Genomic DNA, 13998 nt, shown 5'->3' on the forward strand with positions numbered 1-13998 from the left:
AACTTTCTATAAGTTTTAATCTGCTTCTTGAACATGATTATTTAAGTTTGTCTATTTCTTCTTTAAACATTTCCAGTGCTTTATTAAAATCCTCACTGTCCTGTCTTTCCAGCCAATATTGTTCAAATTCAGTGAAGAAGTTTTGCCATTTTTGCTTTTCATCTTTTGATAATTCATGAATGGTAATTTCTTTGGATTCCAACAACTCTTCAGAGACTCTCGTATTTCCAGCATCAATATATTCGGTCATACTTCTTCCTAATTCTTCACCCACTCGCATGATAGCCTCTTGTACATCTTGAGGTAACCCTTGATAAACCTCTTCATTTATGATAAGACCTACTAAGCCTGCGCCCATATTTAAATCTTTTGTTCCATATTTTGTAGATTCCCTAAGGCCGAAAATATCAAAATCATTATAATTGAAATGAAGTCCATCAACTATTCCCGTGCTATACGAACTATATATATCACTGGCACTCGTTGATACGGGTATGGCTCCAAGATAGTTGAAGATTTCAGTAAATACACCAGGTGTTGCTCTTAGTTTAAATCCTTCTAAATCTCCTGGAACCTTGATTTCTCTTTCATTAGAAATGATGTTGTATAACGGAGTTAAGGTAGCAGATACGAGTCTTACACCGTTATTTAAAAATTCTTTATCCAATACTGGGCTTTGTTGGGCGATTTTATGATAAGCCTGTGCACCTTCGACAGTTGATTTATACAATCCCGGTATACCAATCATATTCGCTCCTATCGGCATTTCACTAGGTGTATAATTGGGCGAGAAATGAGCAATATCGGCTACACCTTTAGCCACCATACTTAATGAATCAGCTGCCTTTCCAAGTTGTTCCCCAGGATAATACTCAAACTGAACCCGGCCATCTGTTAAACTGGTTACCTTTTCCATAAACGGATCAAAGAATTCTGTAGTGTAATAAGACTCTTGGGAATACCACGTTGCCACTTTTAATGTAATCGTATCTTCGCTTTCATTAACTTTACTTCCTGCATCTTTTGAATTTGAGCCACAACCTGCCATGATTAAAAGTAAAACCATAAAACAGCTAATTAGAATTGAATATTTTTTCGATAACATATCAATCCCCCCCTGTAGATGATTTGGTATTTAGTTGGTGTGTCGTGTAGTATTTTATCAACGTATGAGTTATTACTTCATTAACACACCCTGCACGTGCAGGGGGAATCATAGGTTTTCAGACGTGACATATGAGCCTCCATTTGCTTATCTGCTAACTTAGGATTAATTAATTGAATATTTAAAACTTTAAAATTCAATTTATGGACATGACAATTCATTGCTGGATGGTTTTGTTGCTTCTGAAACTAACTTGTTTTCAGTAACAGTCCCCGAAACTTTAACACCGGCCCATTCTTCATACATTTTTACAATATCTAGCATTTCTTCATCTCCTTCACCTTTTGAAACTGGAATATTAAACAACTGATACACGATATTAGAAATAAAAGAAGGAACATGTAGGTCTTTAGCAACTTGGTTATATAATCCAAGATCTTTAGTCATTAAATTCAAGGAAAAATTATTTTTTTTATTAGGCAAGACATAATTAGGAAACTTATCCATTGTAGCAATATTTCTCCCTGAGCCAGTACTGATCACTTCCAAAGCTTTTTGAGGAGAGATCCCCGATTTTTTTATAACCATTATTGCTTCAGCAGTAGCAACGACCGCACAACCACCTAAGAAATTATTTACTAATTTAATTGTATGTCCCGAACCAATCGGTCCCATATGAACGATCTTTTTTCCTATCACTTCAAAAATGGGGAGACATTTTTCAAATAATTCCTCTTTACCTCCTACCATAATGGATAAGGTTTGATTGATTGCACCTATTACTGCCCCAGATACGGGAGCATCTAGCATTTCAATTCCATATTCTCCTAGCATTTGGCTTAACTTTTTAGTACTGCTGGGATCAGCTGTTGTTAGATCAATTACAATAGTACCCTTCCGAGCGTTATTTAAAATCCCGTTGGGCGCTAATACTATCTCCTCTACCTGTTTGGAAGTTGGCATACTTATTATGATTATATCGCTCATTCCAACTAGTTCTTCTAAACTAGAAGCACCTTTTGCCCCTTTTTCTAGTAAATCATTAATAACTGCTAACTTACTTTGGTAATCAGGTGTAATTGAGGAAAATCCACTACTGGCATCAATATCCTTTCGATAAGTTGGTAAAACCAAAGGATAGTCATTTTTTGATAAATTGCAACATATTGGTAACCCCATAGTGCCAAGGCCCAAAAAGCCTATTACTTCTCTTTTCATATACTTTCCTCCCAATCATATAGTTGTTCGAAAACGCTTTCAGCAAAATAACAAACAATAAACGTCAACTGTTTTAAATACATTAAATTGAAAGAGTACTAGTCTTCCAGCTGGGTACTCTTATTTTCTGCGTGATATATAGAAAGGTGGGAAAAATTTGATTCCGTATGGGCGCCATGCCAATGCTTTAGTCCCGCTGGAATGTAGACAATGTCGCCTACATTCACTGTCCATTCCTCATCCTCCGTTGCAACAATCCCTTCTCCTGCTGTAATGATGAGTATCTGGTCGCTGCTGTGAGTGTGAAATTTGTTGCGCACACCCTTGGGAAAGCTAACCATAAGCATGGTATATTCTTTACTTTCATCAGCAGACAACAAAAACCCACACTTTACCTCACCAGTAAATAGTTTCGTATTCATATTATCCAATTTCATTTCATTTGCTTTAATAACCTTCATATTCACTTGCTCCTCACTTGTTATTTTTTATCGTTCAGAACGCACCTTTTTACTAACAAGGGTATACGTTCAATCATAAAATCGGTAACTTTTCTGACATAGAATCATCCTTTAATACGTTTATGCGTTATTTTTTTGAACACTCATTAATAATTGATTTTGAGAAACATCTGCTAACCTCCATTATCGGAATTTATTTAATATTTGTAATTTAGTATATAATTAGATATTATTAATGTAAAATTGAAATAATAGATAATTATATAGACGTTGTCTATAGTTACAACTGGGAGAGTGGGGAATATGCGATTAGAGCAATTACAATATTTTGTAGAGATAGCAAAAACAGGATCCTATTCACAAGCTGCAAATAATTTGTATATCTCTCAACCTAGCATTAGCCATGGCATAAAAAAATTGGAAGATACATTAAAAGTTAGGCTATTCGAACGTTCTCGAAATGGTGCTGTTCTCACAGAGATCGGCAAAAGCATACTACCGAAAGCTCAATCTGTTCTCATTACTATTGAAGAAATAATAGATGAAGCTAAAAGAGAAGAAGAGATACTTACGGGGAAATTATCCATCGCAACAATTCCAAGCTTAGGCAGATACATTACTGATACTTTGCTAGAATTTAAAGAAAAACACCCACGGGTTGATATTGAAATTAGTGAGAATGGAACAGACCAAATCGTTCAAGATATCTTGGATAATCGTGTTGAGGTGGGACTTACCTCTTATATCTCTGAGAACCATATTAATAATATGTATTTTGAGCGTTTATTCTCCGGAAAGATATTAGTATGCGTAGGTAAGAATGCTCCTTTTCCGATCAACAACCCCTTGTCAATAGAATTAATTTCTAAACAACCGATCGTCATGTTTAAATCAAGTTACCTCAGTCATTTTTACTTTAAAAAAATCCTTAAAGGGCACGAATTGAATATTTTATTTTCATCTTGGAATAACGAGTTTGCAAAAAATATAATTTCATCCGGAATTGCAATTGGATTCTATCCAGATTTCTATATAAAAAATGATGATTCCGTAAAAAAAGGGGATATTATTCCTTTAGAAATTGAAGATAATCGAGAGGAAATTATGTTCGGCTGGATGCGGTCAAAAAACCAGTATTTTTCAAAACCAGCAAAAGAATTTGTAAAAATGTTTAGTTCAACTATTAAAAAATATGATTTATAGGCAGAAAAAGGTAGGATTACTCAAAATCTTGAGATATCCTACCTTTTTTGTTTTATAACTATTTTTGTCATAAATTATTTTAGCCATGTCATTCTTATGCTTCCTGTTTTTGTAACTTACGAACAACGGTTGATTGATTTACTTGCAATACTTCGGCTGCTTTATATGTATTCCCGTACTTCTCTATCGCCCTTTTAATAAGATTGATCTCATATTGCATAACCGCTTCTTTAAGGGAGGGGATTTCTTCGACATCCATCATATTTTCTTCTTTAGCTACTGTTTGTGATAGAAATAATGGAACATGAATTTCTTTCAAATTAATTGCATCCCCTTCAGATAATACATAACACCTTTCAATTACATTTTTTAATTCCCGGACGTTTCCCGGCCAATTATATTTCAATAACATCTCATAGGAATTCGGAGTGAATTTTTTTGACAACCGGTAAAACTGATTTAATTCATCAAGGAACATTCTGGTTAACGGGATGAGGTCCTCCATTCGCTCACGAAGCGGAGGTATTATAACTGGAATTACATTTAGCCGGAAGTATAGGTCCTCGCGAAATTGTCCATTTTTTATTTTTTCTTCTAAATTAATATTGGTAGCAGCAAGAATTCGAACATCCACTTTTGTCGGCTCGGTTCCCCCGATTCGTGTCACTTCCCGTTCCTGAACAACCCTTAATAGTTTCACCTGTAATGGCAGGGGGAGATCTCCCACTTCATCAAGAAAGAGTGTTCCTTTGTCAGCCAATTCAAACATTCCCGGTTTACCTTTTTGGCCTGCACCAGTAAAAGCCCCTTTTTCGTATCCAAATAGTTCAGATTCAAGCAGATTCTCGGGGATTGCTCCACAGTTGATCGTAATAAATGGACCGTGACTACGTAAACTATTAAGATGTATTATCCTTGCAATTTCTTCTTTTCCTGTCCCGGATTCTCCTAATAGTAGAGTAGTAGAATCAAATGATGATAGCCTATTGACTAGTTGCAAAAGGTATTTCATTTTGGGAGATTCGGCTATAAAATCGATCCGTGACTTCAATTCCAATCGATATTGAGTTAGTTCTTCTTTATAACGCTCCGTTAATAATTTATTTTCTTCTACTTCCTTTTTTAACTGAATTAAGTCTGTAATATTTCTTACATTGACTACCATATATTCTACAGTGTCCTCAATGATAACTGGACTTAATGTAAGAATTAAGTTTACCCCGGTTTCCTCCAAAACCTTAGATATAGTTAAAGATTTTTTTTCTTTCAAAACCGTCTTAATGATTTCGGATTTATCTGAAGGATTATTCTTAAATATATTTCTTTCGTACCGTTTGGAAAACACCCATTCAAAAAGGTTTTCTACCGCTTGGTTACAGCGAAGATATTCTCCATTACAGTCTGTAATGATAATTCCATCATAGGAGGCATTAATAATAGCTTCCAGTTGTTTATTTAGTTTACGAACAGAGTCTAGTTCCTCTGATTTATTCTCAAGCTCTGAAATATCCTGTAAAATGGAGACAACGCCGCTCACCTCTGATCCGTTCATGATGGGGGTTCGCGTTGCCATGCTTTTTCTGTTTCCAACCCGATACTTCATGTCGATATGGGGTATTCCCGTCCGCAGGACTTCCATGACCTTATTGTGAGGAACCACATCCGTTATAAATTCACCAATCGCAGTTTCTTTATTTAGACCTGCTATCTTTTCAGCTGCATGATTCAAGGATGTAAATATTCCGTTTTTATCAATTGATACAATACCAACAGGAGCATGTTCAAAAACAGCTTCCAACATCGACAAGCGAGTACGGATCATTTCAATATAGACTTCATTTAATTGTCTTTGGCTTATGATTCCAACAACCGATTTATTTTTATTTTGAACTAAATAATACGCTCTTTTCTTGTGAACTAATGCTTCAATATCTTCTGTCTCTGAAACCAACAGATAATCTTGATTTAATAATAATTTTGAAATTTCACTTTCACCGGTCTGAATTGCACTTCTTCCGGTATGCCATTCCAAAATACCAATAATCTGATCCTGAATATTATAAACAGGAAGAGCATCCAGGTTGGATTGTTCAAATAATGGTACGACTTCTGTTACAAGTTGATTCTCCATAATTCGAATGGAAGTTTTAACAGCTATTTCCCCACTTGTAATCCTTTTCAATCAGAACACCTCCAATTACCTATATTAAAAACATTTCCCAATCTGGTAGAAAGAATTTTTTGACTCTTTTTAATTTTAAGATAGATTTGTTTTTATTTCAACATTAAACATATTCCCACTAGTTTGAACATTCCCAGGAATTCCAACAAACCATATTTGGACTTGATTCAAGAATGATTCGAACAATAAAAGTTCGCTCACCTTCCACACATATTGACATAAAAAAACTCACGCCATGCTGATGAGAATTCACCGTCAAGTTACGTGAGAAATAGAAATATACAATTATTGCAAAAAATAAAATGAATTTGTTAAGTGATGCTTTTATTTACTTTCGAGAATCATATATTACGTGCTCCCAGGCTCTTCCCGCCATCAACATGCAGCACTTGCCCTGTTATATAGCGAGCTTCCTCTGATGTAAAAAACAAAACCGTATTTGCAACATCTGTAGGCTGACCGATGATCGGAGTAGGCTGGGCTTTAATTAAATTTTGCTGAACTTCAGGTTTAAGACTTCTGATCAAAGGCGTATCAATTAACCCCGGCGCAATACAGTTTACCGTTATATTAAACTTGGCAAACTCCAGTGCCAAAGCACGGGTCAAACTTACTAATCCACCTTTAGAAGCGGAATAATTTGATTGACCTACTTGACCCAACCATGCCCGAGATGAGATATTGACAATCCGGCCGAATTCCTGCTGTTTCATTTGTCCAAGTACGGCCTTGGAACAAATCCATGCACCTTTTAAATTCACATTCAGAACAAAATCAAAGTCTTCTTCCGGCATTTTTAAAATTAAGTTATCCCTTACAACGCCAGTATTGTTAACCAATCCATCAATTCTTTGATAATGGTTAATAATGGTATCTACCATCTGATTCACTTGCTCTGTATTTGTTATATCCGCTTGTAAGCCGATAGCCTCATACCCGTTTTCCCTTAATCTATGCGCCACATTTTCTGCTTTAGCTAAATCAATATCATTAATTATGACTTTTGCCCCGTTTGCAGCCAGTCTTGTTGCAATCCCTTCGCCAATTCCACTTCCCGAACCTGTTACTAATATGACACGATCTTTAACATTCATGTTTAACGTCTCCTCTCAAAATTCTAAAAATATATTACCGACTAAATTGTAGATGCCTTTTCTGTTTTTCTTTTCATCATGATCGTCATCGTACCTTTTTGGACTACTTCTCCCCTTTGATTAATTAGATCAATATCCCGAACCAAAATTCCACGGTCGGGTTTTGATGTCTCTCTTAGGTCAGCAATTTTCATACGAAAATGGATTGTGTCTCCGATATAAATAGGCCCTGAAAATTTCCACTCTAATCCCAAGAAGCCCATGATGGTCCCGTCAAACACACCAATTCGCGTAACTAAACCGGAAACGAATGTCAGACCTAGCAGTCCATGAGCAACACGGCCTTTATATACACTCTCTTTAGCAAATTCCTCATTCGTATGAAGTGGATTATAATCACCGGTTAGACCAGCAAAGGAGACGATATCTGACTCCGTAACCGTTCTACCCGGACTAATAAATTCCTCACCAATCTTAAATTCTTCAAAGTATCTTCCCATCGCTATTTACTCCTTTTACATTATAATCGTCTTTTGTTAGCTATCTAATCACTTACTTCTTTAACAATATGCTTTATATTGTGTCATTTCGATTCATGTAATAATTTGTGAAATGCTTGACTGCAAGAATACAAGAATCGGCCGTTCGGTAAAACGGAAGCCTACTATCCAGCAAAATTTCATAGCTTACTTCCATTTCCCCTGATAAGGAAGTCCACAGTGGAATAATCGGTTTATTCATTCTCTTGGCGACCTCCAACGTTTGTCTGACCATAATTTCCGAGTAATTTCCCAATTTGTACGAAAATGGAACTAAAATCACATCTAAATTCGGGTCATTTGCAAACGTTTCCAAATACTCTCTGAAAACTCCTAAATTCCGAATGATGGGTGGTGTAATATGAATTGGATTAGAGGCTATCCCCAGCTCGGGTGCAAGTTCATATAATAGGCTTTTGGTTTTATTATTAAGAGCGGGAACATCAAGGCCCGCCAACCTGCACTTATTAGCCAAATAGGTGTTAATCCCCGCTGAGTAAGAAAATATACCAATCCGATTACCTGCTGGAATTCCATGTGCGATAAAAAGCCATCCAATATACATAAACTCATCGAGATCTGTAACTGAAATGACACCTGCCTGATGATTTACTACTCCCATTTCCGGCTGACCTATGTTTAATACGATAAGGGGCTTTCCTGCCCTGTTCGCTGCTTCTGCAGCATTTCGAAACTTCTGCTGATCTTTTATCCCTTCCACTATTGCAAATATAACGTGGGTAGAGGAATCATATGCCAGATATTTGATAAAGTCGGCAACTTCTAAATCAACTTCATTTCCGGTATCTATCAAATAATTAAAACCAATCCCATGATCAACTGAATCTAGTATGGTTCTCCCTAATCCCCCATCCACTGTAATTAGTGATATTTTACCGTTTTGTAAGCGGGTCGGTTCATAATATATGGAAGAAGTGATCCCAAACGGTTGAACCATATTGAATAGTCCGTTACTATTAGGGCTTAAGATTCGAATTCCCGTCCTATCAGAAAAGGACCTAAGGGTTTTCCGTAATTCGCGCTGGACTTGAGGTAATTCAAAAAAACCAGTTAATAAAATTATGAACTTTACTTTTTTTTCCTCACATTCATTAAGCAACGTCAGAACGGAACCTGGGGCTTCAGTAATGATAACCGTATCTATCTGTTCAGGTATACTCATCAAATCAGAATAGACCTGAATCCCAAATATCTCATTGTACCCAGAGCAAACTGGATAAATTTTACCCTTAAAGCGAGACTTTTGAAGATTGATTAGCACTCTTCCCTCTATTGTATTAGTATCTGTAGATGCTCCCATTAATGCAACTGAACGGGGAAAAAGTAGATAAGAAAAATCAGGAGAATTATTTTCTGCCAATATTATCACCACCCATTTAAACAAATCAAAATTTGTTATCGTTAACTATAATTATCCACGAACTAAATGATTGCCTTTTTCGAATTCTTTCATTAATTGACCCGCTATGATATTTTTCTGAATTTCAGAAGTTCCTTCATATATTTTCGTAATTCTTGCATCACGATAATATCTTTCAATCGGAAAATCCTTGATGTACCCTAGCCCTCCATGAATTTGCACAGCTTTATCTGCAATCCGGTTATATATTTCTGAACCCAAAAGTTTTACCATCGCTGACTCTTTGAGTACATTCATCCCCTGATCAACCATCCAAGCCACGCGATACGTCATAGTCCGTAATGTTTCTACATCTAATGCCATTTCAGCCAAATAATGCTGGATAATTTGTTGTTCAATAATTGGTTTATCGAATTGAACTCGTTCATGAGCATACTTCAAAGACAATTCCAATAGTTTTTGGCATGACCCAAGATTTCTTGCAGCCAGACCGGCGCGGCCATTTGCTAAAATTTTCAATGCATTGATGTACCCCATTCCTTCTTGTCCAAGCACATTTTCTACAGGAACTTCACAATCTTCAAAGAAGACCTCAGCTGTATGCGATCCGCGCAAGCCCATCTTTTCTTCAGTTTTTCCGATAATTAAACCTTTAAAGCCCTTTTCTACGATAAAAGAGGTAATTCCTTTTGCACCCTTAGACCGGTCTGTTACGGCCATTACGGTAAACACATCAGCAATCGGTGCGTTTGTAATATAATGTTTTGAACCATTAATGATATATTTATCGCCTTTACGTACCGCTGTGGTCTTTAAATTGGTAGCATTGGAGCCAGCGCTAGGTTCCGTTAAGGCAAACGCACCTATAAACTCTCCGCTAGCCATTTTAGGTAGATATTTTGCTTTTTGCTCTTCATTTCCCATCTCAACAATCCCTACTGAACCAAGTGCATTATGACAACCAAGGACCGTTGTATATCCATTGGAAGTTCGACCTATTTCTTCATAAATTACACATTTTCCTACCATCCCGATGCCAAGCCCCCCGTATTCTTCGGGAATACTGAGCCCAAACAAACCCATATCTTTGCTCATCTGTAAAATATGATCCGGAATTTGGTCCTCCCGTTCGATTTGATCCGCAATCGGATCTACTGTGTTGTCAACAAAATCTCTTACCGCTTTTCTCATTTCCTCAAGTTCATCACTAATTCTAAAATCCATCTTTTATCAAACCCTTTCTCACGAATTATTTTCAGTTTTATCTAATAACCTTATTCTCTATTAAATATAGGATTACGTTTTTCATAGAAAGCATTTACACCTTCTTCTAAATCTTTTGATTCAAAACATAGCCCCTGAGCGAAACTTTCTAGTTCAAATGTTTCGTCAAGATCGGCGTGTATACTGCGGTTCACCAATTTCTTCGCAAACCCCATTGACATACCTGGACCGTCCACCAACTTTTGAGCTACCGAATAAACTTCATCAAGTAAGGAATCGTTTTCAGTAATACGGTTAATGATTCCTAATTGGTAAGCTTGTTCTGCAGTTATCTGCTCCCCTGTGAACATTAATTCAAGCGCTCGCTGTCGACCAATTAATTTAGGCAACAGGTGGGTAATTCCAAGATCTGGAACAAGACCCACTTTCGAGAAGCTTTGTACGAAAAAAGATGAGCGGGATGCAAAGACCATATCGCAAGCCAATGCCAGACTTATTCCTGCTCCTGCAGCTGCCCCATTTACCGCAGCTATTACAGGTTTTTCCAAATTTAAAACAGCTTTGATCATATCATGGCCTAATCGTAATCTTTTTCTCCCAGATACAGCATCAATACCTCTTAGCGTACTTAAATCTCCGCCAGCGGAGAAGGCTTTGCCCTCACCCGTCAAAACAACTACTCTTATTTCATCATCTCGGTCTATAGACTTGAAAAGCTCGATTAATTCTTCTCTCATTTCCACTACAATTGCATTTCGAATTTCAGGCCTGTTTAATTTTACAAGACAAACTTGATTTTCAACTGAAGCTTTAATATGTTGGAATTCCATTCAATCAATCTTCCCTTCTTATATTTGATTTCCCTATCTAACTAAAATAATATGCAAGAATTATGCCAACTCATCCCACTATGCCCATTGTTACAATAAATATTAATTCAAAAAAGGGTCTGTATATACGCAAACTTCGTAAAGAAGTCATGCCGTAGAGGCTCAATTTTAAATTGTGAAACAAACCTTTCCATATTGCTCTTTGATTTTTATGCTTTTTTACATTAATTAATGCGCAATGTCATCATTATGCAATCATGCAATAGGCCGGTCGAAATTTTCAAAAACTGTCCACTATGAATATTTTTAATAATGAAATTAAATTAATGTACCAGTAGTGCATTAAAATGTAAACTTGCATTTTTAGCAATGGGAATATTCTACAAATTTCATTGAAATTTACTTCTTCAATTTGGCATAGTTTTTGCAGGTATAAATTTTATAAATTGACCTACTAAAAAGGAGAGTGAAGATATTGTAGTTGAAAGGGGTAAAGGTTGTAGAATTTGCTACTTTTAAATGGCTAGTCGATTTATCACCCTCATCAACCTTTGTACAAGTGATAGATCGGCTTTTTTTGAAATTATTCGAGAAAGCACTCTCTTTCTTTTCCTATAAAGACATTAAGATAAATGTCATTTACTGATTGAGAGACAAAAATCAGATTTTGAAAAGGGAGGAAAAAACAATGGATTATGTGAAACTTGGAAATACTGGCTTGGATGTATCGCGGCTTTGTCTCGGATGCATGGGTTTTGGTGAAAAGGAACGTTGGGTACACCCTTGGGTAATTGATGAAGCGAGCAGTCGCTCTGTAATCAAAAAAGCCCTTGATTTAGGTGTTAATTTCTTTGATACAGCGAATGTCTATTCAGAAGGCACAAGTGAGGAATTTATTGGACGTGCCCTTAAGGATTTCGCAAACCGAGATGAGATTGTCCTTGCCACGAAGGTTTATTTTCCACCGGGAAAAGATTTAAACAGCAAAGATCCGAACAGGAAAGGTCTCTCCCGAAAGCATATCATGAGCGAAATTGATAATAGTCTAAAACGCTTGGGAACAGATTATGTAGATCTTTATATAATCCACCGTTGGGACTATAACACGCCCATCGAAGAGACAATGGAAGCATTACATGATGTTGTGAAAGCTGGTAAGGCGAGATATATTGGTGCTTCTGCAATGTATGCATGGCAGTTCCTAAAAGCATTGAATGTGGCAGAGAAAAATGGATGGACTCGTTTTGTATCAATGCAGAACCACCTCAATCTCATATACCGTGAAGAGGAACGGGAGATGTTACCACTTTGTAAGGAGGAAAAAATCGGGGTGACTCCATATAGTCCACTTGCTTCAGGTAAATTGACCCGTGATTGGTTGGAAACCACACTTCGTTCCGAAACAGACCAAACACAGAAATCAAAGTACGATGAAACTGCAAGCACTGACCGATTAATTGCAGAGCGGGTTGCAGAGCTGGCTGAAAAACACGGAGTCCTTCGTTCACAAATCGCAATTGCGTGGTTGTTACAAAAAGAACCGATAACAGCACCCATTATCGGAGCAACGAAAATATCCCATCTTGAGGATGCAGTCGGTGCTCTACCCTTAACATTAACCCCTGAAGAAATTGCGTACCTAGAAGAACCGTATATACCGCATCCAGTAGTTGGTGCACGTTAGATTGATGAATTTTTTTCAGGAGCAGAGTTTATACTCTGCTCTGTTCTTTGATTCAAAACAGGAGAATAATTTTCTTCCACTCAATAACCTCTTGTTTATAGATTAAACTTCTACATATTCTAAGAACTTTTTTACCAATCTGAAATGATTTCCACCGTATGAAAAAATACCGCCAAATAGGACGTTAAAGTTTAGAGGATACCCAGTCAAAGGAATAGCAACGATCCTTCCACTTTCTAAATATGGATCATCTTTTAACATTAAACTAGAAACCAAACTAATACCCAATCCCTCTGAAACTGCTCTCTTGATAACTTCGGAATTTTTTGTTCTTAAAATAACATTTATTGGTTCGTATTGTTTCTCTAAATCTTCAATTAGATTATTGAAATAACTCCTTTCATACATGACAAAAGGATAGTCCTTAATATCCACTAATTGTAGTTCTTTACTAAAAGCTAAGGCAGAGTCTTTAGGGGCTATAATATTAAAATTTCCTTCATAGTGAAATGAGTGAAATGTAAAATTGGCAGGTAATTTATCTCCAGGATTAAATAAGGAAATTAACCCCAAATCTACTACTCCTTGATTCACACTATCAATAACATCTTTTTTTTCCATTTCTTCAATTGTTACCTTTATTTGCGGAAAATCATTTTTAAATCTCGAAAGTGTTTTAAGTAAAAAAGTCATAAATATGCTTGGAATTGTAGCAATTTTTAATTCTCCACTAAAGGAAGATGTAATAGATTGGACTTCTTCTTTCAATTCATCAGTCTTTTTTAAAATCTCAAGCAATTTCTTAATAATTTTTTTCCCTTCATCAGTTGGTACAGTTCCAAACCGCGAACGTTTAAATAATTGCACCCCCAATTCTTTTTCCAATAAAGAAATCGACTGGCTGATAGCTGATTGGGTAATATGCAGATTCTGTGCAGCAATCGACATCGATTTCGTTTCAATGATTTCCTTTACATACTCCAATTGTTCAAAATTCATCGTTTTCCCCTTTAGATATTAGCATTACTAATATCATCTTTAATAATTGTAATTTTACATTAAATTAAATTAACTATA

At 36.3% G+C, this 13998-nt stretch carries 12 protein-coding genes; 2 read left to right on the top strand and 10 right to left on the bottom strand.

The features are described from left to right. Positions 1–37: 37 nt before the first annotated feature. The 3 genes from dctP to BLR86_RS01380 all read right to left on the bottom strand — a co-directional run bounded on the left by dctP (position 38) and on the right by BLR86_RS01380 (position 2784). Positions 38–1105, bottom strand: coding sequence for a TRAP transporter substrate-binding protein DctP (gene dctP / locus BLR86_RS01370; RefSeq protein ID WP_090757853.1), 1068 nt, complete (start codon positions 1103–1105; stop codon positions 38–40). Between the two features lie 201 nt (positions 1106–1306). Beyond that, positions 1307–2323, bottom strand: a complete 1017-nt coding sequence (locus BLR86_RS01375; RefSeq protein WP_090757854.1) for an NAD(P)-dependent oxidoreductase — start codon at positions 2321–2323, stop codon at positions 1307–1309. A gap of 98 nt (positions 2324–2421) precedes the next feature. Then, complete coding sequence (locus BLR86_RS01380; RefSeq protein WP_090757855.1) at positions 2422–2784, bottom strand: cupin domain-containing protein; 363 nt, start codon at positions 2782–2784, stop codon at positions 2422–2424. Between the two features lie 303 nt (positions 2785–3087). On the opposite strand from BLR86_RS01380, the gene BLR86_RS01385 reads away from it, so the two are divergent. After that, complete coding sequence (locus BLR86_RS01385; RefSeq protein WP_090757856.1) at positions 3088–3987, top strand: LysR family transcriptional regulator; 900 nt, start codon at positions 3088–3090, stop codon at positions 3985–3987. 94 nt (positions 3988–4081) lie between these two features. On the opposite strand, the gene BLR86_RS01390 is transcribed toward BLR86_RS01385, so the two are convergent. From BLR86_RS01390 to BLR86_RS01415, 6 genes are all read right to left on the bottom strand, one after another. Beyond that, positions 4082–6169: a sigma 54-interacting transcriptional regulator gene (locus BLR86_RS01390; RefSeq protein WP_090757857.1), complete on the bottom strand. Its 2088-nt coding sequence runs from the start codon at positions 6167–6169 to the stop codon at positions 4082–4084. Positions 6170–6510: 341 nt separating this feature from the next. After that, a complete protein-coding gene (locus BLR86_RS01395; RefSeq protein ID WP_090757858.1) occupies positions 6511–7263 on the bottom strand; it encodes an SDR family oxidoreductase in 753 nt (250 codons plus the stop codon). Between the two features lie 41 nt (positions 7264–7304). Continuing rightward, positions 7305–7763: a MaoC/PaaZ C-terminal domain-containing protein gene (locus tag BLR86_RS01400; protein WP_090757859.1), complete on the bottom strand. Its 459-nt coding sequence runs from the start codon at positions 7761–7763 to the stop codon at positions 7305–7307. A gap of 73 nt (positions 7764–7836) precedes the next feature. Then, complete coding sequence (locus tag BLR86_RS01405) at positions 7837–9183, bottom strand: CoA-binding protein (RefSeq protein ID WP_090757860.1); 1347 nt, start codon at positions 9181–9183, stop codon at positions 7837–7839. A gap of 51 nt (positions 9184–9234) precedes the next feature. After that, positions 9235–10407, bottom strand: coding sequence for an acyl-CoA dehydrogenase family protein (locus BLR86_RS01410; protein WP_090757861.1), 1173 nt, complete (start codon positions 10405–10407; stop codon positions 9235–9237). A 50-nt stretch (positions 10408–10457) separates the two neighbouring features. Further along, positions 10458–11237, bottom strand: coding sequence for an enoyl-CoA hydratase/isomerase family protein (locus tag BLR86_RS01415; RefSeq protein WP_090757862.1), 780 nt, complete (start codon positions 11235–11237; stop codon positions 10458–10460). Positions 11238–11925: 688 nt separating this feature from the next. On the opposite strand from BLR86_RS01415, the gene BLR86_RS01420 reads away from it, so the two are divergent. Next, the gene (locus BLR86_RS01420) at positions 11926–12921 is read left to right on the top strand and encodes an aldo/keto reductase (RefSeq protein ID WP_090757863.1); all 996 of its coding nucleotides are present in this window, start codon (positions 11926–11928) and stop codon (positions 12919–12921) included. Positions 12922–13023: 102 nt separating this feature from the next. On the opposite strand, the gene BLR86_RS01425 is transcribed toward BLR86_RS01420, so the two are convergent. Next, on the bottom strand, positions 13024–13920 hold the full coding sequence (locus BLR86_RS01425; RefSeq protein ID WP_090757864.1) for a LysR family transcriptional regulator: 897 nt from the start codon (positions 13918–13920) through the stop codon (positions 13024–13026). Between the last annotated feature and the right edge of the window lie 78 nt (positions 13921–13998).

This window comes from Bacillus sp. OK048 (genome assembly GCF_900103525.1).
GTDB lineage: Bacteria > Bacillota > Bacilli > Bacillales > Cytobacillaceae > Neobacillus.

Bases quoted from the DNA above. Each gene is read 5' to 3' on its own strand.
- BLR86_RS01415 (WP_090757862.1), bottom strand. From the start codon at position 11,237: ATGGAATTCCAACATATTAAAGCTTCAGTTGAAAATCAAGTTTGTCTT.
- BLR86_RS01425 (WP_090757864.1), bottom strand. From the start codon at position 13,920: ATGAATTTTGAACAATTGGAGTATGTAAAGGAAATCATTGAAACGAAA.
- BLR86_RS01375 (WP_090757854.1), bottom strand. From the start codon at position 2,323: ATGAAAAGAGAAGTAATAGGCTTTTTGGGCCTTGGCACTATGGGGTTA.
- dctP (WP_090757853.1), bottom strand. From the start codon at position 1,105: ATGTTATCGAAAAAATATTCAATTCTAATTAGCTGTTTTATGGTTTTA.
- BLR86_RS01380 (WP_090757855.1), bottom strand. From the start codon at position 2,784: ATGAAGGTTATTAAAGCAAATGAAATGAAATTGGATAATATGAATACG.
- BLR86_RS01385 (WP_090757856.1), top strand. From the start codon at position 3,088: ATGCGATTAGAGCAATTACAATATTTTGTAGAGATAGCAAAAACAGGA.
- BLR86_RS01395 (WP_090757858.1), bottom strand. From the start codon at position 7,263: ATGAATGTTAAAGATCGTGTCATATTAGTAACAGGTTCGGGAAGTGGA.
- BLR86_RS01420 (WP_090757863.1), top strand. From the start codon at position 11,926: ATGGATTATGTGAAACTTGGAAATACTGGCTTGGATGTATCGCGGCTT.
- BLR86_RS01410 (WP_090757861.1), bottom strand. From the start codon at position 10,407: ATGGATTTTAGAATTAGTGATGAACTTGAGGAAATGAGAAAAGCGGTA.
- BLR86_RS01400 (WP_090757859.1), bottom strand. From the start codon at position 7,763: ATGGGAAGATACTTTGAAGAATTTAAGATTGGTGAGGAATTTATTAGT.